The following is a 24,355-nucleotide window of genomic DNA, read 5'->3' as shown; positions in this document are numbered from 1 at the left end:
TTACGAGAATAAATCAGCTTTTTAATTTACTAAGTTCGTTTTAAGGGTTTGTAGTAAGCACTTTAGTGCTTATAATATCAGGACTAAAGTCAATAAGCTGTTACGCATTTAACTTGAACATTTACATGAAGGCTGATGACCGATGACTGATGACTGATGACTGATGACTGGTGACTGGTGACTGATGACTGGTGACTGATGACTGATGACTGGTGACTGGTGACTGATGACTGGTGACTGATGACCGATGACTGATGACTGGTGACTGATGACTGATGACTGATGACTGGTGACTGATGACTGGTGACTGATGACTGGTGACTGATGACTGGTGACTGATGACTGGTGACTGATGACTGATGACTGATGACTGATGACTGATGACTGATGACCGATGACTGATGACTGGTGACTGATGACCGATGACTGATGACTGGTGACTGATGACCGATGACTGATGACCGATGACTGATGAGTGATAACCGAAAACCTGTCAACAGTTAACAGTTAACAACCGTAAAGAGTGTTTATACAATTTAGGCGCACATCAGCTTAATCAGCGTTTCTGAGCAATTTGCTGCAAGTATGCAATTAGCTGTTCTCCTGCGGTGTCTATGTGTCGTTTCAGTAACCTGACAGCAGCTTTTGTATCCTGCTTTTGACAAGCATCTAAAAGTTGATAGTGTTCTTTTTGCGATCGCTCTTGGTAATCCATCTGCGCTAATTGTACCCGGACATAGCGATCGCAATTAACGTGTAAAGTTTTAATCATCCCCAACAACCGGGGACGTTCAGCAGTGGCGTACAGCGTCGCGTGAAATTCCCAGTTGAGTTTTGCCAACACACCTGCATCAGTTGCTTGATCTGTCGCTTCCAAAATTACAGCAGCTTTTTCTATATCTGTTTCCCTGAACTTGGGTATTGCTAATTGCATCGCTTTCACTTCTAAGGCGCTACGAATTTCACAGATTTCTTGCGCCTCTTGTGCTGTCAACACCGATACGATCGCACCACGATTTAAATGCAGTGTCACCAATCCTTCTGCTTCTAGCTGCTTCAAGGCTTCACGCACGGGAATACGACTAACTCCAAACTGAGTAGCGATTTCATCCTGTCTCAGCGATTGTCCTTCCTGAAAAATGCCGCGCAGAATCGCTTCCCGCAAAGCATCGGCAATTAAATCTGGGGTACTGCGTTGTTGTTGCAGCACATTGGCTGCTAAGTCATTTAAGTTCATAATTTATATTGTATACAAAATCCAAAAGATTGTATACAATATCCAAAGCAGGTTTTTTAAACATCCCTTCAATACCACGGGAGACAATTATGAGCATCGCATCTCAACCAGACCGAGTTATCATCTTCGACACCACGCTACGCGATGGCGAACAGTCACCGGGCGCAACCCTCAATGTAGAAGAAAAGCTAGCGATCGCTCATCAACTAGCTCTCCTTGGTGTCGATGTGATTGAAGCAGGTTTTGCCGTTGCTAGTCCGGGAGATTTTCAAGCTGTTAAAACCATTGCTGAACAAGTCGGGATACCCGGTGGGCCAATCATTTGCAGTTTAGCTAGAGCCATTCGCCAAGATATTCACGCCGCCGCCGAAGCCTTGAAAGGCGCGGCTCGTCCCAGAATCCACACGATGATTTCTACCTCTGATATTCACCTGAAATATCAGTTGAAAAAATCTCGCAGCGAAGTATTAGCGATCGCATCAGAAATGATTGCTTATGCTAAGTCGTTTGTAGACGATGTAGAATTTTCACCAATGGATGCTAGCCGCACTGAGCCAGAGTTTCTTTATGAAGTTTTGGCAAGAGCGATCGCAGCAGGTGCAACTACAATCAACATTCCTGATACCGTTGGTTACTGCACACCCAAAGAAATCGGAAATCTAATTCAGGGAATTCGAGAACATGTTCCTAATATCGATGGGGTGATTCTTTCCATTCATACTCAAAATGATTTGGGTTTGGCGACAGCTAACGCTTTGGCTGCAATTGAATACGGCGTGCGTCAGGTGGAATGTACCATTAATGGCATTGGGGAACGAGCAGGTAATGCAGCATTGGAAGAGATTGTCATGGCCTTGCAGGTTCGCAAACCATTTTTCAATCCTTATTTTGGTCGTTCGGTTGATGACGATACACCCCTGACTAATATTAAGACTGAGGAGATTTACAAAACCTCATCCTTGGTTTCCCAATTAACTGGGATGCTGATTCAGCCCAATAAAGCGATCGTGGGAGCAAACGCTTTCGCCCATGAGTCTGGTATTCATCAAGATGGAATCATCAAGCACCGCGAAACTTATGAAATTATGGAAGCTGCTGCGATCGGTTTGCCAGAAAATCGCATGGTTTTAGGCAAGCACTCTGGAAGAAATGCTTTCCGTACCAGGCTCAAGGAATTGGGGTTTGAATTGAACGAAGCGGATTTGAATAAAGCCTTCAATCGGTTCAAAGAAGTCGCTGATAAGAAAAAAGAAATCTCAGATTGGGATTTAGAGGCGATCGTTCGAGATGAAACACAGATTCAAGTAGAAAGTGGCTTCCAAATCGAACACGTCCAGGTAATCTGCGGTGACTGTACTTGCCCAACTGCAACCATTACAATTGTCACACCTGAAGGTAAAATCCTCACGGATGCCAGTGTAGGCACTGGCCCAGTGGATGCGGTATATCAAGTAATCAATCAATTGGTGGAAATACCCAATCAACTGATTGAATTTTCTGTCCAATCTGTGACTGGAGGAATTGATGCACTGGGAACAGTTACAGTTCGCTTGAAGCATCAAGAGCGGATATTCTCTGGGCAAGCATCTGATACTGATATCGTGGTAGCCGCAGCTTATGCTCATCTCAACGCCCTGAATCGCCTTTATCGTTACTTGCAAACTGAGAAATCCGAGTTTCATGAGATAAACTCTGCTGTTGTGTCTGGGTAGATCGGATGCGTTGCTGAAAACAGGCATAAACTTTTGTAGAGACGTAAAATTTTACGTCTCTACAAAGGTTTTGGTTGCACAACTAAGTACTGTTTTGCATAAAATCTTAGCGCATTAACATTGCAGACCGAAGCATTAACATTGCAGACCGATGCATTGGCATTGCAGACCGATGCATTAACATTGCAGACCGATGCATTAACATTGCAGACCGAAGCATTGGCATTGCAGACCGAAGCATTGGCATTGCAGACCGATGCATTGGCATTGCAGAGCGATGCATTAACATTGCAAAGCGATGCATTACCATTACCAAATTTAATTTGTTACAAACTTAATAAAATGCTCTACTAAGGTGACTCAAACACAGGCAAAAGGCTTGTGTCACCTCGTTCACCTCGTTCCTAGTCTTCATACCAATTCACGAAAATCCTGATACATATATATTTCTCGTAGGGGCATGGCAATGCCATGCCCCAAAAGAGCGTATTTGTATCATTATTAAAGTGAAATGGTATCAGACTGGGAATGTATTACTAGGGGCTGCTGCCTCTGGTCAAGCCACTGGAGGCAGAGCCTCTAAGAATGGGTTCCCAGCCTCCAGGCTGGGGCAAGGGGTAGGGAGAAAAAAGGTTTTATTGTGCAAAATTACTTAGACTAATATAATTGAGATTCAGTAATTTCTCTCTTGGGAGAAAAACTTGACAGCGAAATGTTTTTATAGTAACTTTGTACTATACAACTACTTACGTATTGTATAAAACTTTGCACTTTTGACTACGCTAACAGGAAAGCACAAAAGAAATGAAGCTATCTAAGGTAGACTTGAGCAGTTTAGTTGCGATCGCTCACTCTGATGGATATTTGCAGTTGTTGCTTGATCGAGGCGACGAACTAGAGTTTTTGGAAATTCCGGCGCCAGTAGAAGCTTATGAAGGATTGCAAGAACTGAACGAAACAATTGCCCAAACACCTGCACTACCCTTTGAAGAAGAACCAATTGCTATGTTACCAGTTAGCTCATCAATGGCGATCGCTGTAGGCTATGATCGCGACGAACACATTTTGCAAGTTGAGTTTCAAAATGGAGGTGTTTATCAGTACTTAGGCGTAGACGAGGATACTTGGGAAGATTTACATTCCTCTGACTCAATTGGCAGCTTTTTCAATCAAGCGATTAAAGGTAAATATGACTGCGATCGTCTAGATCATGCAGATTATACTATTGACTAATAACTGCATGTAGGGTTTTCAATAATTCTTGTGTTGTGTAGGGTTTGGGTAAAAAGGCTGTATGTTCATCTGTTTTGTCGATTGGTACTTGTTCACTTGTTACAAGTCCACTAACAACAATAATCGGCAATAAGGGATTAATATCTTGCAATGTCCGAATGGTAGTTGCTCCATCCATCTTGGACATCATCATATCGATAATTGCGGCACTAATTTTATCTTTATGCTGGGCATAAATTGCTAATGCTTCGATGCCATCACCAGCAGTCATTGCTGTGTAATTATAATTTTCGAGGGATGTTTTAGTAATTTCCTGAATGGCAGTTTCATCATCTACAACCAAAATACATTCTCCAGATCCAGTTGGTATTGCCGTATCTTCTAACAACTCGATTGGAACTTGATTAACTGCTGGTAAGTATACCTTAAACTTTGTTCCCTTGCCGACAAAACTTGATACAGTGATAAAACCATCGTGTTCTTTAATAATTCTTATTACTGTTGATAACCCAAGCCCTGTACCTTTACCCAACTCTTTTGTTGTAAAAAATGGTTCAAAAATTCTATCTAATATTTCACTGTTGATTCCAAGCCCGGTATCAGTAACTGTCAGAACAATGTAAGCACCAACTTTAGCATCTATATGCATACTGGCATAAGTTTCATCAATCCAAATATTCTCGGCAGATATTGTTAAATTTCCGCCTGTAGGCATGGCATCGCGTGCATTGAGACACAAATTAATCAGTACCTGATGCAATTGGGTACTATCGGCACAAATAGGTAACAATTCCTCCTGAATTTCTGTGTACACTGCGATTGATTTGGGAAATGTTTGTGAGATAATTTGCTGCATTTCTAAAAGCAGGTGTTTAACTTGAAGCACCGTGCATTGCCGTGTAGCGGCTTGTCCTTCGACATTGCCTTCAATTCCCCTAGTAAATGACAGCACTTGCTTGACCAAATCAGCACCACGTTTGGCATTGTTTTCTATTATTGACAGCATCTGATTAATCTGTTGATCGCCGATTTTAGATTTGAGCAGATGCACTGACATCAAAATTGGTGACAACACATTATTTAAATCGTGAGCAATACCACTAGCAAGAGTGCCAATACTTTCCATGCGTTGAGCGCGTAACAATTGTTTTTCTAGTTGTTTTTTCTGGGTAATATCAGTATCAACAACAAGGATTGATTTGGCTTGAGAATGTTCATCATTTATCAGCTTCCAGCGACTTTCAACGATAAGTTTTTTGCCAGATTTGCTGGTTTTCTCTAACTCACCTTGCCAAGATCCATCCTTTAATACAGTCTGATAAATTTCTCGCTTTTGCGGCAAAGGTTCAGTGGAAAAAAGTTCATCTGACTGCTTACCTATAGCTTCTTCTGACTTCCAGCCGTAAAGTTCCTCAGCATTTTTGTTCCATAATAAAATTTTGTTGGACAAATCTTGCACGACAATTGCATCAGTGACAATATCCAGCAATGCTTCTTGTGCCTGCTTGTACTCCTGTTTAATACTTGCCAGTTCAGCGAATTCCCGCCGGATTTCTAGTTGTCTAACTACCAGGCGGCTAAGAGTTTGCAGTGCTTCCACCTGTTTGGGACTGATTTGGCGTGGTACGCGATCGCCTATACACAGAGTCCCGATCGCTTCTCCCCCTGATGCTAACAAAGGTATACCTGCATAAAATCTTATGCAAATTTCAGTATAAGTAACTAGATGATTCGGAGCAAATCGTTCATCAGCTAAGGTATCGGGAATAATTAAAACTTCGCCACTTTCTATACAAATCGGGCAGAAACCAGTATCTCGTGGGATTTCCTGTACATCTAACCCTACCTTGGCTTTGAACCACTGACGGTTAGCGTCAATTAGATTAATCAAGGCGATCGGTGTGTTACAAATCTGTGCGGCTAAGAATGCAATATCGTCGAATGCTTCTTCTGGTGGAGTGTCGAGAATCTGGTACTGACGCAGAGCCTCAAGCCTCGCGGCTTCATTGTTACACACTAAAGATTTCATTAAATCCTTCCTAACTCTTGTTGAATGACAGCTTGCCCTCGTTTTACTAAAAAATGTCCATTTACAGCGCTTTCTCTAAGGGATTCATCTTACTGCACTTGATAGCTCAATGAAGTCATTATCAGATTATTTAAATAACTGAGCAAGCATATAGCTTGATGGCTTTAATTATACTAGTATGCCTTAAGAGGGATGAACAAGAATTTTGCTAATTTTAAGTTAATTTTAGAAGATTTACAGCTTTATAATTTTTTGTAAACAAAGAAAATTACTTCCACTAAGATTAAGTAGGCGGTAATATATGCAACTATGTTGATAAATTTAAATTGTCAGGTGCGATCGCAGTAAGCACGATATAGGGGACTTCCAAGTAAAAAAATATTCCATTGCTATTGTTCACTGTTGACCGTTGACGGTTCACGAGTTTTTAGTCAACAGTCAACAGTCAACAGTCAACGACTTGAATGTGGAATAATTTATTTTTTGGAGTTCCCTAGGACTAATATTTGATTTCTGAAAAAGCTCCGTACAGATCGAAAAGCCTAATTCCCTACTCCCTACTCCCCACTCCCCGCCCACATAGATAATTTCAAAAATCAATCAAATACGATTCCTATAATATCACTAATTTAGTTTTACGTATTTTCATTTAGCATAAAAAATAATAATTATACATTAAAATCCGTAGTTTAGATTTTTCTTGCCCACTTAACTTATGGTGCTTTTATCCTAAAAAATCCTTGTTTTGCCTAAAACCATTAGCAAGAGCAAGTAAACATACACCAGCAGCGTTTTGTTCAGGGACAATAGAAAAAGCCTACATAATACCAACGCAGTTATGACAACTACACTTACCTCTGCTGTTAAACCAAAAGCCGAAGATAGTTTTGCCATTAGCTTTGCACCATTGTCTCTTGAAGAAATCTATGCTTTGTCTGACGATCCAGCCAACGGTGCTGTGGTTATGATGAGTGGCGTAGTTCGCAATCAAACTGATGGTAAACCTGTAGTTGCTCTAGAGTATCAAGCTTACGAACCTATGGCATTGCAGATATTTTATCAAATTGCTGCTGATATTCGTTTATCTACGCCTGATGTGAATCGGGTAGTGATTCATCATCGCACTGGACGTTTGCAAGTTGGAGAAATTAGCGTTTTAGTCGCAGTCGGTTGTCCTCATCGGAGTGAGGCGTTTGAAGCTTGCCAATATGCTATTGATACCCTCAAACACAATGCCCCCATTTGGAAAAAAGAACATTGGGAAGATGGTTCTAGCTGTTGGGTAAGTATTGCTGCTTGTGAAACATCAGGAGAGAATTGTTAAAATAATTCGTAGGTTGGGTTGAGGCTTTACGTTACCCAACAAACCCAGGAAAATGTTGGGTTTCGTTCCTCAACCCAACCTACACATTTCTATTTTTTATGCAAAACCTACGCAGTATTGACAGTGTACTAGCTTTTTTGTATTAATCAACATTTTAACTTTTGAACTTTTAGTTTCCCCGAAGATAGTAATATCAACCAATACAGTTCAATTAACCCCCAAATGCAATGCAAGAGACGAAGAAAAGTAACGTCTCTACATACCTATCAATACCAAAAATCCTTAACTGAACCGTATTGTAATATTAACGACAAAAAGTTCTTGGACAAATACTGTGATTTACTTTTAGTGCAAAAACGAACTGAGGCAATTTGCAATGTGTTTTTTGATTTGCGTAAAAAATACGTGACTTTTTTATTTGTCCAAAATCTAAACCAATTAGTTAGTAATCTCTAATTCTCAAATCCCTACTTAACAAAAATATTTAATTATTATTAAAAATATTTATATTTGCAAAACAACAATTTATGTTGCATTTGTTTACAGAAAAGGCATGACTCTATTGAGGTTTGTAAATAATTTGTATTTCTATAAGTAATATTCCTTTAGACTGATTTTCAACAGGAAAATGTGGGAATAAACACAAATGCATTCGTTAAATATATTTTGTCACGAATTTGTAGTTGCTGTTTCCTTTGTAGCTTGCATTGTTGGGCTGGTGTTACTGTGGGACAGTAAGCAGCAAAAAAATGATGTAGAAGAAACAGAGCGGATTTTATTTAGAATGAGCTTTACTTACTGGCTAGTTTACTGTGTAGCCTTTGGTATAGAAAAAATAGTTTTACCCGACTGGGAATCTATAGTCATGACTTTGAGAATAACTACAGCTTTGTCATATTTCTTAACTTTTTCTTGCATTGTTAGTCTGCCACTACACAAATTTGCAGTCCACCGTGTCGAAGAATAGTTATGGGGCATGGGGAATTGGGAATTGGGCATGATTATTTCATAGCGATCGCTAATGCCGTTTCCAATTCTGACTGCACCAAAGGGGTTAAAATAAACACCTCTTGTACCGTCTTCCCCTGCCGTGCGATTACTTTATAGCCGCCGCGAATCGGTACTGAAACGCGCAGTTGCATTTTCGGGCAATGGCCTTTTGCCCGCCCAATCACTCCTGGTGTCACTGTTTGGATGCTATCTTGTTGACAAAGACGTTCTAAAATGGGGATAAGACCATCAAGGTGGGTCGAGTGATTCCAAACCAGTCTGCCAGCTTTTTGCGTTCGCGTAGCGTCTCTAAGAGTTGCCGTTCGGAGAGAATCTGCGGTGGGTTTGCCCATGATAATTAAGCTGCTTCTAGAGGTGCCATTGTCAAACCTGCTCGGTGCAGCTGCTGGTGATAGAGTTCCGCAGGTTCTTGGGGCCCGACCCAGACGATCGCTTGACCTTCATAGTGTACCTGATTAGTTAGATCCCATGCGCGATCGCCAGTCATCCCTGGAATATATTTCATCAAACATTCACTCACATGTTGGAATGTATTAAAATCATCGTTTAATACAATCACTTTGTAATTCGGATAAGTCTTACGGGTAACTTGATTAGACCGTTCAGGAGCTTTAGTTGGTGCTGTGGCCATCCCGTAAACATCTGCTGAAAGTATCATAACCATAGAACAATTAGTCAAGATAATTTTACAAAACTACACTACAAAGAACTAGTTTAGTTCATTGTCAGTTGTCATTCGTCATTTGTCCCTTGTCCGTTGTCCTTAATAAATGACCAATACTTCTCTTCTTAGGCTGTGCCCTAAGCGTAGCTGTGCCGCAGGCTTTACGGCAGCTCTTAGAGACGCACTCGCGTTCACTCAGTACAAATGACAAATGACAAATGACAAATGACTATCTATCGCCAATTATCCCAGTTTTCGTTAAAAATGGATGTATCGGGGAAGGCTGTGGGGTTACCATTTTGTTGCAAAAGCCGTTTGAGAGCTTCGAGTTGTGGCTCTTGTTTGGGTAAATTATCGACTAATTGGTAGGGTGCGATCGCATTTTTAAGGGCAAAACTAGCAACAGTTCCCGCAGCTGCGCCAGAAGACCATTCAAAGGAATGGACTCGATAGGCAGCAGCAGCAATATGACTAGTAGCAATGCTTTTGCCACCTACTAGTAAATTATCAATTTTCTGGGGAATCATTGCCCTCAAAGCAATTTGGAAAGGATAAGCAAGGCCAGCACCACGCCTTTCACCTGGACGTTCTGTATTACCAGGGGCTTCTGGGGGACTATTCACCATACAAGGATGGAAATCTATAGCGTAGTGACCAATACCCACAGCATCGGGGAAGATGGTAGAACGAGTCCGTCGCATTGCTTTGTCTGGTGAAACTTTACCTTCAATTACTGATACTGCTTCCAAACCTGCAAGTGCTGCTCGTAGTCTGCGATACATATCTGCTGGTAGAGTCTGGGAGTAATACTGATCATTGTAATCGCGGCGAGAAATATCAATTTCCCAAATACCAAAGCCACCAGGTTGTCCCCAACTGGGGCGGCCAATGATGCGCCGTCCTTCGCGCATATAGGGATATTTCGATAAGCCATGCACTGTCCCCATTGGTGAATTTAACCCGGAAACAAAGCGGTTATTGCTTTGCTGCTGCTTTACACCCTCCCCCAACTGGGAATCTGTAGTCCCAGCTACCAACCAATAATAGAAAGAAAGGGCATTTTCTTCAGCATTGCGGAGGGTTTCTGTTCGCAATCCTCCCATCCAACCACCTGGTTTTAACTGCCCAGTACCTTGTAACTGTTGGCGACTGTAAACTAAGTTATCCTTAGCTGTTCCGGGGCGGTAGTCGTTACCCCAAGTCCAGTTTTGCATGGAAATATCCCCTGGTGTAGCAGCAGTAAAACTGACACCGCCAAATTTTACTGGTTTCCCTTTGTTTGGACTCCAAATGCGCCGATAGGTGAAAACTAAGTCAAAGTTCGCCAGTCGCTTTAATTCATAGCTAAAATATGGTGCGTATTGTAAATAAAATGGGGGCATCGTCTGCGGTTGCGGTTCCTTAGTTGCCTCCATTGCAAAGGTGTAGGTAAAGCCTTGAGGGCAATAAGGATCATTGTTGGCGCCAGAAGCAGAAGGTTCTAGGTAAGAACGGGCATCAATACCCAATCGATAGGGAACATCAGCAAGGGCAATAATTTCTCCAGTTTCGCTCGCGTCTACGACATACCATTTAGGAGCATCCCCTTTATCTGCCTTGGGGAGGAAACGGAGAATAGTTTTGGTAAACCGAGATGAGTTTTCGTAGCTGTAAGAATCTTCAATACTTTGAGATAAAGTAAAAGTATTGAGCGGTGGTGCTAATTTTGCTGGTTGATGTTGAATTGCGATCGCACCATTAATTATTTTGCCATCAGTAGCGATTTCCAAATCCTTAATTACGGTGTTGGGAAACCATTGCAACTTCCCTTTGCCTTGCTTCTCGGCATCTTTGAGCATCTGAACCAAAATGGCGTGAGCATCGCGGGGAAGAAAGCAGGAGTCACTTACCCAACAGTCACCTGGGTTAAGTTCACCGTATTTGCGCCCAATGCGGTTTCGCAATTCCATGTAGCCACGAGAATAGAATTTGAGGGCACGCTGAGTTGGGCGTTCGTCTAACGCAGATGTCCCTTGAGAAGAAATTTGTCCTCCCAGCCAGTCGGTAATTTCTGTGAGACAAACCGTTCGTCCGGCTAGTAACCCCTCGTAAGCTGTGGCAGCACCGGATAGTCCACCACCCACAACTAAAATCTCGCAATTGACAGTTTTATCTGGGGTTCTTGGTGGTGTTGCGATCGCTCCATCAAATCCAACAAAAGTAGATATTAAATTGAAACTGATCAGCGATGTCAAACTAAAAGCTATTTTGTGTCTACCGTTCATGGTTAAAGAAACCCCTTCAACTTCTGTTCCATTTTGTAGACGGTAGCATCTAGCAAATGTTTAACTCAAGCAATTCTTTACAAGGTAATCTACGCAATATAGTGTGGGATTAAAGTTTTTGAAGCTAATAGCACGCTCGACAAGTGAAAATTTTAAGAAAATAAGTGTGAAACCTTGTTGAATTCCTCACTTCACCCCAAGTCTTGAATATGAGCAGCATTCAGCTATTCAATTGTCAGAGTCTCGTTTAGCTTAAGCAGCCATTGATAACATGGCTCATCAATTGGGGCAATGTCCCTACGTCGCTGCGCTAAAGATTCTGTGTAAGCTATGAGCCAAGCAGATGCAAGTTCTTGCTCAGTTGTAGACTCTTGTCCCAATGTCCGAGCAAATTGTAGCTCTACCCATTCTTTAAAAGTAATTATTTCCAGGGATATCCCAAATATTTCTTCAATTTCATTACATCTAGGCATCAGTTCATCAATTCGTTCAGCTTCAACACTTGTAACGAAACCAGCCTTTCTAAGGGCGGGATGTACTTCCAATTTTTCTGATAATTCCTCAATCTCATCTCGCAAGTATGACTTACCATACTTGGCATCCCAAGCTTCCACAATTTGTCTATCCTCTAAAAGCTCAATATCACCAACATTGCCATGCTTCTTATTGGCTGAACGCATTTGTGAAAGTGGTTTTAGCAACCTGTGGGGAAAAACTTGGTATTCTTGCATAGCCTGCATTAAGCTATGCATTGCTATCTCCATTAAACGAGCCGCATAATCAGATTGATTAATGTGACGCAGTATGATACTTAATAGAATGCCTTTATCAACAACTGTTGCTCCCAGAAATAAGGTCAGAGTCTCAAGAGTTTGTAAAGCTAATCTTCTAAAGTTATCTGCTTGATTGAGTAGTTGCGAAAGAAGATAGCGCAGTGCTACTTCAGAAACTACTTCGTCTTTCTCAATTGCCTCAACAAGACTTACCCACTCAGAACGTGCGCCTCTCATGTTGGCTTTATATACAGATGAATACGGGTAATTTTCTGCTAAACTGCGTGTCATCATGAAACCATCCGCATTCAATCTCAGTAGTTCATATTTTCGTAACACAGGTGTAATGTATTGCTTATCGAGAGAACGCATAGAGATACCATCACGCCAAGAAAAGTCTCTTGTAGCCGTACTCCCTTTGTGTAACCTAATACTCTGCTCTGGCTCAATTGCTTTAATGCACAACTGTAGAATTGACAAACCTACTAATGCTCTACCAACTTCGCTGGTCACTGACTGTACAAGTCTATCTAAAAGACATTTATGCGTTTGGTTCAAAATCAAGAAATCAAGATTCGATGAATAATCTCTGCAAAATAAAATCTGTCTTTCCAAGTAACCTGTAGATAGTTCTACTGCTATTTTCTTGTACCGTATCTTTGCAGCCTGACTCATTCCTCCTTCTTGAAAGTATTGAATTGTTCCATCAGGTAAAACCAACTCACTTCTATTTGTATAAACTCTCAGGTGTATCTCATTCATAATCTGTTTATAGACTTTTGCGAAGTTGCACGCTTTTAGGGTTTAGTGTGGGAAAGGCGTAAGGAATCAAATACTCACCTTTGGAAATTTGTGAGTTTGTGTTGTGATTTCTAACTTCGTAGCCCATAGTTCGCAGAGACTGAAGATAGGAAAAGACATCTTCTGCTTTCACACCCCATCGGTCTGCAAGCTCTGTGGCTGAAAGTTGAGCAGCAGTACCAATACACCTCGTCACACATTGGATTACACGCCAAAGTGGTTTAACTTTCAACTGAGGATGAAAAGTTATTATTCCACTAATTTGGGCATTGTATTGATAATATCCAGATAACTGAACTAAATCCGCTTTTCCTGTAACTTCAGTTAACTTTTCTTCAAAAGCTTTCCAAAGAGATGTATATAACTGTGTATCAAGAGCCTTAGCACAAAGCTTAACTGAACACGTTCCCAGAACCCATTCATCATGACCACAAGACGGATTAACATCTACCACATATTGATCTTCTTCTTCGCAATTATCATTGATACCTGCTGTGAACAACCAGCATGAATCATTCAAATCGTAAGATATATAAATTTTTACACTTTCATAAGTTTGTTTTGTTGTCCAAGAAAAATCAGCAGATAAAAATCTGATCATTTTTCCTTTGTCTTCATATTTAAAACGAGGTATAGATAAAATTTTTCCTGCTTGACGTAAATCTGCAATTGCAGATTTAGCCTTCTGAGAATAAATTTCTGTTAACTTTCTTTTTCTCTGCCGAAAACCTAGTTTTTTATTTTCAGGTAAGTAACTTATAGGGAAAGGTAATTTAAATTTAATTACTTGTTCTAAAATACTAAGAGCTAATATTCGCCCAAGTTGAGGAGGCACTGAATTTCCAATTTGTTCAATAGAAACCTGTCTATTCCCAATAATTTCATAGGCATCAGGAATAGTTTGTAATCTCTTTAACTCTGCAATAGAGAATTTCCGATTTCCCCAACTGAAAGGCCCGGTATATTGTCCTCCCTGCGCTTTAATTGTCCGTACTGGATTTGTTGGATCTGCTTTATACAAGAAATCTGAAAATTTTGATCTCCAGCTAAAGATTGGGTTAGGATAACCCATTTCTTTTGTATAAAAACTATAGTTAAGTCCAGGTGGAATATGTTCGAGTAGATGTCCAAAACGTCCGCCTAGACCTGTTTCCATTTCTGAAATATCAGCGCCTTCTACAGCTTCTCCTGCTGAATAATAAGGATTTTGATTTAGAGAATCTGGGCCATGAGTAGGATAGGGAAATAAATATTCCCCTTCTTTTAATCCAACAATAAATAAACGTTCTCGATGTTGAGGTACTCCATAATCAGCAGCATCAAGAATCCGAAAATAAATATTATAGCCAACTTCTCTAAAAGCTTTTTGAATTTCTTGCCAAGCTTTCCCTCCATTAGCACCAGTTATTCCATATACATTTTCAAATAAGAATCCTTTAGGCTTAAGTATATTGAGAATACGAACATATTCTTGAAATAATGTACCTCTAGCATCAGTTGTTCCAGACACTCCAGCAGCTCTACGTCCGGCAGCAGAAAAAGTTTGACAAGGGGGGCCTCCAATAATAAAGTCTACTGTCAGATGAGATTCAGGTAAATAATCTCTAATATCAATGCAGACAGCTTCAGAGCCTTCTAGCCATTTCTCTGGTAAAGAATTCCTTTGTAAAGTTTGAACATACTTAGCTTCAAGCTCTACCATTTGAATGATTTCAAAGCCAGCATCATGAAATCCAATGTCTAATCCACCACCACCTGAAAATAAACTGAGTGTTTTAATGGGAGTATGTCCCTGTTCCATCAGCCATTGGCGGAGAAATTTACCAAAATTGTCAGTCCATGCTGGTTCTTGCCTGACTTTAAGAATGGCTAAAATATCTTGGAACCAAGTTGTATTAATTGGCTCGGAGCTAGACAAATTGAGGAAAAGAGACAACTGTTGCATTGCGTAATCTAAATATAGCGGTTGGAGGTTGTGTACAATATTCTTTGGTAACACAAAGTTGCCTAAAAACTAGAATAGTGTATTCCATCCATATACCCGTGAAAAATCTGCCCAAGTTCAATACCTATCCAAAAGATCAACCGATTTTTGTTTATTTCGTCTCTTTTTCTGAAATTAAAAACTGCTCTTGCTAAAAGTAGACAAGAGCAGTTTTTAATCGCAAAGCCCAAAATAAGAATTTAGGCATCTTCAAGTTCAAACTGAGCCACCGTAACGGCGTTAAAAGCAAAAGCCAAAACTAATGGCATTGGTGACTGCAACCAAAAGGTACAGAGAACAGCTAAAATTGTGCCAATTACTGCGGACATCGACCACAATCGTTCTTCAAAAGTCAACCCCTTCTCGGCTTTAATCACCCTGAGAACGTGAACTGGAATTGGTTCCGGCATTACCCCACCCGGCGGGAAAGCCCAGAAGTTGTTACGTCGCTCTACAAATAAATCTGTCCAGCCATTTTCTTGGCACCATGCCTCAATCCATTGAAGTGAGTAATGATTCATCATCGGGTTTGGGAGTTCGGTTTCTAGAAGTTGTGTACTTGGAGAATGTAAGCTCTTGGAGATTCCTGAACAACTAACTAATCGCTATAAAATTAACGCTAATTATCCAACTTTTAAGCTTTGTTAAGCAGTTGAAACGCATATAATTACGCTCAAACCGTGCTTTCATTAATTAAAAGACTAACAGTTGATGGGGGCTGTTGAATTTAAAAGACAATAAACTTTACTTGAAACATTGAAAATCAAGAATTGTAAATAAGCCCATGAGTATTACTGCTTAAGAAAACTCTTTATATCCTGAAATTTAAATCTAAAAATGAATAATTGTAAACAAATATCTGAGCGTAGGCTCAGTTAAAGGGGAAATAGAATTGCGGGTAAGCACAAAAGGTAAATTTTTAATTAATTTTCCTTCTCAAGAAAGATGATTTAAATTTTTAGACATCTCTGAGGGTAAATAGAATCAAAGTGAAGCTAGGAGTAAAATATCTAAAGAAATAAAAACTTACTTGATTGAAATCAAATATATGTTAAGTATACTTTGGGGTATTGTTGTTGTACTGATTGCTTTTTGGGCATTAGGACTGGCACTTCATATTGCCGGAAATTTAATTCATGCAGTGTTGCTTTTAGCGATCGCTCTTGCTATCTATAATTTTTTCAAAGCGCGTGATGTGTAAATATAGTGGTTCCCAATCTGGTAAGGTAGGTTTTCAAAGTTACTAACCTTGGTAAAAAAGATTTGAGTGTACCTAAGTTGCTTAGGCAGGGAGTAGGGAGTAGGGAATAGGGAATAGGGAATAGGGAATCAGCCTTTTCGAGTTGAGGGCGAGTTTTCTCACGCACTCAAATAGAGTCCTATTATCTATTTAAGTGCGAACGCTCCTAATATTGCCATTCTCTAGCTAAGGGTGAGAAGCGATGTCTACTAAAGGCTACGCATCCACCCTTTTTGCGTTACAAAATATTAAGCTAGGGAAATACATGTTCACCAAGTCCAGTAGCAAGGCTGGGAGTCTTAATTAAGATGAGCCAGTCTTGCTAATATTCAAATGCGGTAATTAAATGCAGCGATTAGACACCAAATTGACTCTCGATATGTTATGGCGGCAAGGGTTGGCGTTCCTTCTAGGAATTATTATATGGTGCGTGGCTGATCCCGCACTGGCAGTAGACTGGACTCATCCGCTTTCATTTAGCAATGCAGAGTTGTCAAGACGTGATTTTTCTGGTGACAGCTTGCAAGCTGCGGAGTTTTCTAACGCCAATATGGAACTGGCTAACTTTTCTAACGCTGACTTGCGGGGAGCAGTGATGAGTGCTTCAGTGATGACAAATGCAAATCTCCACGGAGCAGATTTAACTAATGCAATGGTTGATCAGGTAAACTTGACTAAGGCAGATTTGAGCGATGCAGTTTTCAAAGAAGCTCTTTTGCTCCGCGCCATATTTAATGATGTGAATATAGACGGTGCAGATTTTACAGATGCAATTTTGGATAGAGCGCAAATCAAAGAACTGTGCGGTAAAGCCAGTGGTGTGAATTCCAAAACAGGCGTGCAAACTCGTGATTCTTTAGGATGTCAATGAAACGTGTTGGTGTAATTGGTGGCGGACAACTTGCCTGGATGATGGCGGATTCAGCACAGAAGCTAGGAGTAGAATTAGTAGTACAAACTCCAAGTGTTCACGAGCCGGCTGTGTCAATTGCCAAAGAAACTGTTTTCGCCCCAGTTGATGACGCAATAGCTACGAAAATATTAGCTCAAAAGTGCGATGTCATCACCTTTGAAAACGAATTTGTTAACTTAGATGCTTTATCTGTTTTAGCACACCAAGGCGTTTGTTTTCGTCCCAGGTTAGAAGCCTTAGCTCCTCTTTTAGATAAATATCATCAGCGTTGCTATTTACGCGACTTGGGTTTACCTGTCCCCCAATTTGTCGCCCTTGACGAGGTAGAAAATCTCCAATCAAAAATAGAATATCTAGGTTTTCCAGTAGTCCTCAAATCCCGTCGCCACGGTTATGATGGTCAAGGTACTTTCATAATTCAGGATTTTGCTACTTTAGAGCAAACCCTAAGTGATGAAACCACAACAACTTTAAATCAATCACTTTTTTTGTTAGAAGAATTTATCCCTTTTGAAAGAGAACTAGCAATTATTGCAGCTCGTTCTGTAGAGGGAGAAATTGTAACTTATCCAGTGGTAGAAACCCAACAAGAACAACAAGTGTGTCGGCGGGTGATTGCGCCAGCCGAGATTACGCCTAATCAAGTAGCAGAAATTCAAGCGATCGCACATACTCTATTAAATAGTCTACAAGTAGTAGGCATTTTTGGAATTGAGCTATTTCTGGGTACTAATGGCAAAATCCTGGTAAATGAAATTGCACCCCGTACCCACAATTCTGGGCATTTTTCCCTTGACGCCTGTGAAACTTCGCAGTTTGAGCAGCACCTCAGAGCAGTTTGTGGTTTACCTTTAGGAAATCCGGCTTTGCAATGCGCCAGCGCTGTGATGGTGAACCTACTAGGGTATGAAAACTCTCACAGCGACTACCAAAGCCAGCGTCAACAAATAGCAGAAATTCCCCAAGCGCACGTTCACTGGTATGGAAAGACTCAATCACGTCCTGGGCGGAAGTTAGGACATGTTACCGTTTTGCTAGATAATCAGAATCGAGAGCAAGCGATCGCCATCGCCCACAGCATAGAATCTATCTGGTATCCCAGGTAAATTTTCAGAAACTTTCGATGTTGAACACACAACATCTTTTTGAAAGCTATAATGAGTGAAGTTGCACTACGACGTTGGTGACTGCCATCAAGTTTTTTGATCTATGCCTTTAATGACAAGGGAGTCAACTGTTCTCGTGGCAGTAGACCGGGCATGTACCCGGAAACTTCAAACGAGGAATTTAGGTTCCCACCTGGATAAACCCAGGTCATAAACTTAGGTAAAACGGCGTCGCGGTGAACTTAAAATTATTAGCTCCCAAAGTCAGTTAGAACTTGGGAGCTTTAATTATTTAAATCAGTTTAAAATAAGCGAACTAACAGTAAAGATTGCCATGTTTTTGGGAAACCTAGATACTGAGGTCTCAAGAATTAAACCCTATGGTCAGCATTCCCGGATATCATGTTAGCAAAGAACTCTACAACGGTTCTCGAACCTTGGTTTACCGCGCTAATCGAGAAACTGACCAAAAATCTGTAGTGATTAAGCTGATGAAAACCGCTTATCCCAGTTTCAGCGAATTGGTACAGTTTCGCAACCAGTTCACCATCGCCAAAAATTTGAATCTACCTGGAATCATCCAAACCTACAGTCTGGAATTCTATCAGAATGGCTATGTGTTAGTGATGGAAGACTTTGGGGGAATTTCTCTCAAAGATTATTTGACCTCTGTAGAGACGCGATATATCGCGTCTCTGATGGAGTTTTTACAAGTAGCGATCGCACTGTGCAATACATTAGATATTCTAATTCGTTATCGGATCATTCACAAAGATATTAAACCTGCCAATATTTTAATTCATCCAGAAACTAAAGAAGTTAAGTTAATTGACTTTAGTATTGCATCTTTATTGCCACGAGAAACTCAAAGCCTCATGAGTCCTAATGTCCTAGAAGGGACACTCGGCTATTTGTCTCCAGAGCAAACTGGACGAATGAATCGGGGAATTGATTACCGGACTGATTTTTATTCTCTAGGTGTAACTTTTTACGAGTTATTAACAGGGAAATTACCATTTCAATCACACGACCCGATGGAATTGGTACATTGTCATATTGCCAAACTTCCGCCTTTAGTGCATGAGATTAACCCACAAATTGCACCTGTACTCTCATCTATTGTTAGCAAATTGATGGCAAAAAATGCCGAAGACCGCTATCAGAGTGCATTTGGGCTGAAATATGATTTAGAAAATTGTTTACACCAGCTAAAAGAAACGGGGGAAATTGTAAGTTTCCCAATTGCTCAACGGGATGTGTGCGATCGCTTTATTATCCCAGAAAAACTTTATGGTCGTGAGCATGAAGTTAAAACCCTACTCAAAGCATTTGACCGCGTTACCAACAATCAGACAGAATTAATGCTGGTAGCTGGTTTTTCTGGTATTGGTAAAACTGCTTTAGTTAACGAGGTTCATAAACCTATTGTCCGGCAACGGGGCTACTTTATAAAAGGCAAATTTGACCAATTTAATCGGAATATTCCCTTCTTTGCTTTTGTACAGGCGTTTCGAGACTTAATGGGACAATTACTGAGTGAAAGTGATGTTCAATTGTCAACTTGGAAAAATAAAATTTTACAAGTGCTGGGCGACCAAGGGCAAGTCATTCTTGAGGTAATTCCTGAATTAGAAGAAATTATTGGTCAACAACCACCTGCAACGGAACTTTCACCAAGTGCAGCACAAAATCGCTTCAATTTACTCTTTCAAAAGTTCATTCAGGTATTCACCACCAAAGAACATCCATTAGTAATTTTCCTCGATGATTTGCAGTGGGCTGATTCTGCATCACTCAAATTGATGCAGTTGTTGATGAGCGAGTCAGGAAGTGGAGCTTTACTTTTAATTGGGGCTTATCGAGACAATGAAGTATCTACCACACATCAGTTGATGTTGACTTTAGCGGAGATTCGCAAAGCCAATGCGACAATTCACAGCATTACTTTAGCTCCGTTAAGTAAAGCTAGTTTAAATCAATTGGTGGTTGATACCTTGAGTTGTTCAGATAAAACTGCCCAACCTCTAACGGAACTCGTCTATCAGAAAACTCAAGGAAATCCATTTTTTGCAACACACTTTCTCAAAGTATTATATGAAGACGGACTGATTAGTTTTAATTTTGCTCAAGGTTGCTGGCAATGTGATATTGCTGCGGTAAAGGCACTTGCCCTTACCGATGATGTTGTAGAATTCGTAGCGTTACAGTTGCAAAAGTTGCCAACAACAACGCAAAATGTGTTGAAATTAGCTGCGTGTATTGGCAACCAGTTTGATTTGCAAACCTTAGCAATTGTTTCTGAACAATCGGAAACCGAAACGGCAGCATCTTTATGGAAAGCTTTGCAGGAAGGATTAATTTTACCTACTACTGAAGTTTATAAATTCTTTCAATACAGTGGTCATGATTCTGACTCAAACCCATTAAATTGCAATTTCCAAGTCCCCATCTACAAATTTTTACACGATCGAGTACAACAAGCGGCTTACTCTCTAATTCCAGAGAAAGAGAAACAATTTACCCATCTTAAAATTGGTCAATTACTCTTGCAAAATACCTCTGAGTCACAGCAAGAGGAGCGAATTTTTGAGATTGTCAGTCAGTTAAATCGGGGAATATTGCTAATTACCCAACTGACTGAACGTCAACAATTAGCTCAGTTAAATCTGAATGCCGGTCGAAAAGCGAAAGAAGCTACCGCTTATAGTGCAGCAATTCATTACTTCTATTCTGGAATGCAGCTGCTACCGATTAATAGTTGGGAAATCGCATACAAATTGACTCGAAGTTTATACGAAGAAGCTGCCGAAGCCGCTTTTCTCAATAATGAATTTGAGCAGATGGAATCTCTTATCCAGTCCGTCATCGAACAAACAACCACCTTACTGGATAGAGTCAAAGTTTATGAAGTTCAACTCCAAGCCGATCAGGTGCGGAATCAATCATTTAAAGCGATCGCAATTGGGCGTGAACTTCTGGCTCAACTTGGGGTAACATTACCTGAATCAGTAACACCTCAAGATATTCAGCAATCTGTAGTAAACACGCTCTCCATCTTAGCAGGCAGAAGTATTCAAGGCTTAGTTGATTTGCCATTGATGAATGATCCCAAAGCTTTGGTTGCTTTGCGGATTATGGCTAGCATTGCTCCCGCCATCCATCAGGCTGCGCCTTATCTGTTCCCAATTATTGCCTGCGAAGAGGTGAATGTATCTCTTAAATACGGCAATGCACCACTTTCTGCACCAGGGTATGCAGATTTTGGAATTGTACTTAATACTTGTAACCAACTGGAGTCAGGCTCAGAATTTGGCAAACTAGCTTTAATGCTTGTGGATAGATTTCAAGCAAAATCTGTTCAAAGTATGACTATATTTAAGGTGGGTGCATTAAATCAATTTAATCAACAACATATTCGCACCTCAATTAGTTTATTACAGGAATCCCATAGTCTTGGATTAGAAACAGGCGATTTTTTTCATGTGCTAGCATCGATGATTTTCAAGTTATTCTATGTCTATTTAAGTGGCACAGAAGTTTTGGAAATTCTCTTAGCAGATATCAAAGCCTACGAGTCTAATTTCGCTCAAAATCAGCGTTTATTAAATTGGTCGAATATAATCTGTCAAAGCATTAACAATTTAACCGAATCTAGCGATAATTCAGAGTGCTTCATTGGTGAATATTATCAAGATGAACAACTATTATCTGCGCTCATTAAAGAAAATGACGAATTAACACTCCATGTATTTTTCTTAAGTAAGTTAATACTCAGTTATTTGTTTGAGAATTTTCCGGCGGCAGTTGAAAATGGAAATCAGGGAGAGCAATACCTCAACGGTGGCGCAGGAATGCTATCTGTGCCTGTTTTCTACTATTACGATTCTTTGTCTCGGCTGGCTGTCTATCCAACGGCTGAACCATCTCAACAAGAACAATTACTCTTAAAGGTTGGCGAAAATCAGGAAAAATTGCAGTTTCGAGCCAATTTTGCACCGATGAATTTTCAGCACAAATTTGATTTGGTGGAAGCAGAACGCCATCGGGTTTTAGGCGAAAAAATAGCAGCAATAGAATTGTACGATCGCGCCATAACTCTAGCGAAAGAAAACCAATATATCCAAGAAGAAGCGTTGAGCAATGAACTAGCTGCCAAGTTCTACCTCGACTGGGGCAAAGAAAAAATCGCTCAGGCTTATATGCAAGAAGCTTATTACTGCTATGCCCGTTGGGGCGCTAAAGCCAAAACTGACAACTTAGAAAAACACTATCCTCAACTTCTTGCTCCCATCTTACAAGCGCAACTTAATCACTTTCAACTGAGTTCAACCGTCGATGGATCATCATTCCCACATCAAACCATCCACACAAACCTTTCTAGCAGCAGTATTTCTCAAGCCCTCGATTTTGCCACCATCTTTAAAGTCTCACAAGCTCTCTCCAGTGAAATTCAATTAGAGCAATTGCTCACTACCCTCTTGCAAGTGGTGATGGAAAATGCTGGAGCGAAAAAAGCTGCCCTACTTGTACTCGAACAGGGCAACTTAGTGGTTAAAGCTGTAGCCACCATCAATGAAGGGGTGACTCTAGTATCTGTACCATTGTCAAGCAGCCAAAACATTCCGATCGCATTGGTAAACTATGTCAAACACAGCTTAAAAACTGTGGTGCTTGATGATGCAACAGTAAAAAACGATTTTATTACTGACCAATATTTGATGCAGCAACAACCCAAAAGTGTGTTGTGTACGCCGATTTTGCGTCATGGCCAATTAATCGGGTTATTATATCTGGAAAATAAGTTGACGATTGGCGCATTTACGAGCGATCGCCTAGAAGTTATCCAACTGCTATGCGCTCAAGCCGCCATCTCTCTAGAAAATGCTCGTCTTTATCAAGAATCTCAAAATTATGCCCATCAACTAGAGCGATCGCTACAAAAACTTGAGCATACCCAACTACAAATGGTGCAAAATGAAAAAATGGCAACCTTGGGCAATTTAGTTGCTGGGGTGGCACATGAAATTAATAATCCGATTGGATTTCTCAAAGGCAGCCTTAACAATGCCAAAGAGTATACTCAAGACTTACTTGCTCATATCCAATGCTATCAACAACATTATCCCAATCCGGCGATCGCAGTCATTGAGCATGGCGAAGAAATTGATCTAGAATTCCTGACTGAAGACTTACCAAAGCTAGTAGACTCGATGAAGGTGGCAAGCGACCGGATTGAAGACATTAGTACCAGCCTTCGCACCTTCTCCAGAGCCGATACAACCGAAAAAGTTGCTTGTAACCTCCATGAAGGGATTGAGAGTACCCTGTTGATTTTGAAGTATCGCCTCAAAGCTAACGAAAAACGTCCAGCAATTGAAGTCATCACCGAATATGGAAAATTACCACCAGTTAAGTGCTTTTTAGGACAGCTAAATCAAGTATTTATGAACATCCTTGCTAACGCAATTGATGCCTTAGATACATCCGGCGAGGGGCTTTCTTTTGCCGAAGTGGAAGCTGAACGTCAGCAAATATTAATTCACACCGAAGTATCCAGTGAGCAAAACATGGTGTTAATTCGTATCAAAGATAACGGTCAGGGAATACCAGAGGAGATTAGATCGCGGATATTTGACCACCTATTTACAACAAAAGAGGTTGGGAAGGGAACAGGATTAGGATTAGCGATCGCTCGTCAAATTGTCGAGGAAACCCACAATGGGCGGTTGAGTTGCAATTCTGTGCTTGGCGAAGGAACAGAATTTGTCATTGAGATTCCAGTATTTTAACTAATTTGCGATTTTTCTCTCAATGCATAACGCTTCTAATTTAGGACTTACGCATGAGTTACGGAATAACGAACCGCTCCAGGCGCAGTATTTCGACAACTCTTGGAGACACTACGCGAACGCTCAATAACCGGGCACAGAGAAATGAGAGTTTGAGAGATATTTTGCGTAAGTCCTATAATTTTTCGGTAATCTGGAGGACAGGAATAGCATAATTCTACTAAATCTGTATAACTTGATTCTAAATTAGGTATCGTTCAGAGTTAAGATGACAA

General features: G+C 40.6%; 18 protein-coding genes and 1 other RNA gene. 10 read left to right on the top strand and 9 right to left on the bottom strand.

The genetic code is table 11. From position 1 onward, the window contains the following. Window positions 1–89 precede the first annotated feature (89 nt). Window positions 90–497 (bottom strand): hypothetical protein, encoded by a 408-nt coding sequence (locus D1367_RS30805; protein WP_181985168.1) that lies wholly within the window; start codon window positions 495–497, stop codon window positions 90–92. Between the two features lie 59 nt (window positions 498–556). Further along, complete coding sequence (locus D1367_RS13155; protein ID WP_118166850.1) at window positions 557–1,237, bottom strand: GntR family transcriptional regulator; 681 nt, start codon at window positions 1,235–1,237, stop codon at window positions 557–559. Between the two features lie 89 nt (window positions 1,238–1,326). Here D1367_RS13155 and D1367_RS13150 point away from each other — a divergent pair, with 89 nt between their 5' ends. From D1367_RS13150 to D1367_RS13140, 3 genes are all read left to right on the top strand, one after another. Further along, window positions 1,327–2,949 carry a 2-isopropylmalate synthase gene (locus D1367_RS13150; protein ID WP_118166849.1) on the top strand — a complete coding sequence of 541 codons (1,623 nt, stop codon included), beginning with the start codon at window positions 1,327–1,329 and terminating at the stop codon, window positions 2,947–2,949. 120 nt (window positions 2,950–3,069) lie between these two features. Beyond that, window positions 3,070–3,303 carry a hypothetical protein gene (locus tag D1367_RS13145; protein ID WP_118166848.1) on the top strand — a complete coding sequence of 78 codons (234 nt, stop codon included), beginning with the start codon at window positions 3,070–3,072 and terminating at the stop codon, window positions 3,301–3,303. 450 nt (window positions 3,304–3,753) lie between these two features. Then, window positions 3,754–4,182 (top strand): KTSC domain-containing protein, encoded by a 429-nt coding sequence (locus D1367_RS13140; protein ID WP_118166847.1) that lies wholly within the window; start codon window positions 3,754–3,756, stop codon window positions 4,180–4,182. Here the strand turns inward: D1367_RS13140 and D1367_RS13135 are convergent. Further along, window positions 4,172–6,211, bottom strand: a complete 2,040-nt coding sequence (locus D1367_RS13135; RefSeq protein ID WP_118166846.1) for a hybrid sensor histidine kinase/response regulator — start codon at window positions 6,209–6,211, stop codon at window positions 4,172–4,174. The genes D1367_RS13140 and D1367_RS13135 overlap by 11 nt on opposite strands. An 838-nt stretch (window positions 6,212–7,049) precedes the next feature. On the opposite strand from D1367_RS13135, the gene D1367_RS13130 reads away from it, so the two are divergent. Together D1367_RS13130 and D1367_RS13125 are read left to right on the top strand one after the other, a co-directional pair. Beyond that, a complete protein-coding gene (locus D1367_RS13130; protein ID WP_118166845.1) occupies window positions 7,050–7,535 on the top strand; it encodes a molybdenum cofactor biosynthesis protein MoaE in 486 nt (161 codons plus the stop codon). 646 nt (window positions 7,536–8,181) lie between these two features. Next, a complete protein-coding gene (locus D1367_RS13125) occupies window positions 8,182–8,502 on the top strand; it encodes a hypothetical protein (protein ID WP_118166844.1) in 321 nt (106 codons plus the stop codon). Between the two features lie 34 nt (window positions 8,503–8,536). Here D1367_RS13125 and D1367_RS13120 read toward each other — a convergent pair whose 3' ends face one another. The 6 genes from D1367_RS13120 to D1367_RS13095 all read right to left on the bottom strand — a co-directional run bounded on the left by D1367_RS13120 (window position 8,537) and on the right by D1367_RS13095 (window position 15,556). Then, a complete protein-coding gene (locus D1367_RS13120) occupies window positions 8,537–8,878 on the bottom strand; it encodes a DUF2103 domain-containing protein (RefSeq protein WP_118166843.1) in 342 nt (113 codons plus the stop codon). Window positions 8,879–8,883: 5 nt separating this feature from the next. Then, entirely contained in the window at window positions 8,884–9,210 is a 327-nt protein-coding gene (gene clpS / locus D1367_RS13115) for an ATP-dependent Clp protease adapter ClpS (protein ID WP_118166842.1), read from the bottom strand. Between the two features lie 233 nt (window positions 9,211–9,443). Next, entirely contained in the window at window positions 9,444–11,474 is a 2,031-nt protein-coding gene (locus D1367_RS13110; RefSeq protein ID WP_118166841.1) for an FAD-dependent oxidoreductase, read from the bottom strand. Between the two features lie 224 nt (window positions 11,475–11,698). Continuing rightward, window positions 11,699–13,009, bottom strand: coding sequence for a hypothetical protein (locus tag D1367_RS13105; RefSeq protein WP_118166840.1), 1,311 nt, complete (start codon window positions 13,007–13,009; stop codon window positions 11,699–11,701). Window positions 13,010–13,016: 7 nt separating this feature from the next. Further along, window positions 13,017–14,849 carry a DNA cytosine methyltransferase gene (locus D1367_RS13100; protein WP_225892262.1) on the bottom strand — a complete coding sequence of 611 codons (1,833 nt, stop codon included), beginning with the start codon at window positions 14,847–14,849 and terminating at the stop codon, window positions 13,017–13,019. A gap of 383 nt (window positions 14,850–15,232) precedes the next feature. Further along, complete coding sequence (locus tag D1367_RS13095; RefSeq protein ID WP_181373898.1) at window positions 15,233–15,556, bottom strand: slr1957 family protein; 324 nt, start codon at window positions 15,554–15,556, stop codon at window positions 15,233–15,235. 524 nt (window positions 15,557–16,080) lie between these two features. Between D1367_RS13095 and D1367_RS13090 the strand changes: the two genes are divergently transcribed. The 5 genes from D1367_RS13090 to D1367_RS13070 all read left to right on the top strand — a co-directional run bounded on the left by D1367_RS13090 (window position 16,081) and on the right by D1367_RS13070 (window position 24,080). After that, complete coding sequence (locus tag D1367_RS13090; protein WP_096607063.1) at window positions 16,081–16,233, top strand: lmo0937 family membrane protein; 153 nt, start codon at window positions 16,081–16,083, stop codon at window positions 16,231–16,233. Window positions 16,234–16,651: 418 nt separating this feature from the next. After that, window positions 16,652–17,143, top strand: coding sequence for a pentapeptide repeat-containing protein (locus D1367_RS13085; RefSeq protein WP_118171397.1), 492 nt, complete (start codon window positions 16,652–16,654; stop codon window positions 17,141–17,143). Next, window positions 17,140–18,291, top strand: coding sequence for a 5-(carboxyamino)imidazole ribonucleotide synthase (locus D1367_RS13080; RefSeq protein WP_118166839.1), 1,152 nt, complete (start codon window positions 17,140–17,142; stop codon window positions 18,289–18,291). Before D1367_RS13085 ends, D1367_RS13080 begins: the two co-directional genes overlap by 4 nt. A 60-nt stretch (window positions 18,292–18,351) precedes the next feature. Beyond that, window positions 18,352–18,535: non-coding RNA, 6S RNA (ssrS, locus tag D1367_RS13075), on the top strand. A gap of 136 nt (window positions 18,536–18,671) precedes the next feature. After that, entirely contained in the window at window positions 18,672–24,080 is a 5,409-nt protein-coding gene (locus D1367_RS13070; protein ID WP_181985167.1) for a trifunctional serine/threonine-protein kinase/ATP-binding protein/sensor histidine kinase, read from the top strand. Window positions 24,081–24,355: the final 275 nt, after the last annotated feature.

This window comes from Nostoc sphaeroides, from assembly GCF_003443655.1.
GTDB classification, from domain to species: Bacteria; Cyanobacteriota; Cyanobacteriia; order Cyanobacteriales; family Nostocaceae; genus Nostoc; species Nostoc sphaeroides.
This window is presented reverse-complemented; position numbering and strand designations above follow the sequence as displayed.

What these genes read in the sequence shown, in the direction of transcription:
- D1367_RS13155 (WP_118166850.1), bottom strand. Translation starts at nt 1,237, where the DNA reads ATGAACTTAAATGACTTAGCAGCCAATGTGCTGCAACAACAACGCAGT.
- D1367_RS13150 (WP_118166849.1), top strand. Translation starts at nt 1,327, where the DNA reads ATGAGCATCGCATCTCAACCAGACCGAGTTATCATCTTCGACACCACG.
- D1367_RS13140 (WP_118166847.1), top strand. Translation starts at nt 3,754, where the DNA reads ATGAAGCTATCTAAGGTAGACTTGAGCAGTTTAGTTGCGATCGCTCAC.
- D1367_RS13135 (WP_118166846.1), bottom strand. Translation starts at nt 6,211, where the DNA reads ATGAAATCTTTAGTGTGTAACAATGAAGCCGCGAGGCTTGAGGCTCTG.
- D1367_RS13130 (WP_118166845.1), top strand. Translation starts at nt 7,050, where the DNA reads ATGACAACTACACTTACCTCTGCTGTTAAACCAAAAGCCGAAGATAGT.
- D1367_RS13125 (WP_118166844.1), top strand. Translation starts at nt 8,182, where the DNA reads ATGCATTCGTTAAATATATTTTGTCACGAATTTGTAGTTGCTGTTTCC.
- D1367_RS13120 (WP_118166843.1), bottom strand. Translation starts at nt 8,878, where the DNA reads ATGGGCAAACCCACCGCAGATTCTCTCCGAACGGCAACTCTTAGAGAC.
- clpS (WP_118166842.1), bottom strand. Translation starts at nt 9,210, where the DNA reads ATGGTTATGATACTTTCAGCAGATGTTTACGGGATGGCCACAGCACCA.
- D1367_RS13110 (WP_118166841.1), bottom strand. Translation starts at nt 11,474, where the DNA reads ATGAACGGTAGACACAAAATAGCTTTTAGTTTGACATCGCTGATCAGT.
- D1367_RS13105 (WP_118166840.1), bottom strand. Translation starts at nt 13,009, where the DNA reads ATGAATGAGATACACCTGAGAGTTTATACAAATAGAAGTGAGTTGGTT.
- D1367_RS13100 (WP_225892262.1), bottom strand. Translation starts at nt 14,849, where the DNA reads ATGGAACAGGGACATACTCCCATTAAAACACTCAGTTTATTTTCAGGT.
- D1367_RS13095 (WP_181373898.1), bottom strand. Translation starts at nt 15,556, where the DNA reads ATGATGAATCATTACTCACTTCAATGGATTGAGGCATGGTGCCAAGAA.
- D1367_RS13090 (WP_096607063.1), top strand. Translation starts at nt 16,081, where the DNA reads ATGTTAAGTATACTTTGGGGTATTGTTGTTGTACTGATTGCTTTTTGG.
- D1367_RS13085 (WP_118171397.1), top strand. Translation starts at nt 16,652, where the DNA reads ATGTTATGGCGGCAAGGGTTGGCGTTCCTTCTAGGAATTATTATATGG.
- D1367_RS13080 (WP_118166839.1), top strand. Translation starts at nt 17,140, where the DNA reads ATGAAACGTGTTGGTGTAATTGGTGGCGGACAACTTGCCTGGATGATG.
- D1367_RS13070 (WP_181985167.1), top strand. Translation starts at nt 18,672, where the DNA reads ATGGTCAGCATTCCCGGATATCATGTTAGCAAAGAACTCTACAACGGT.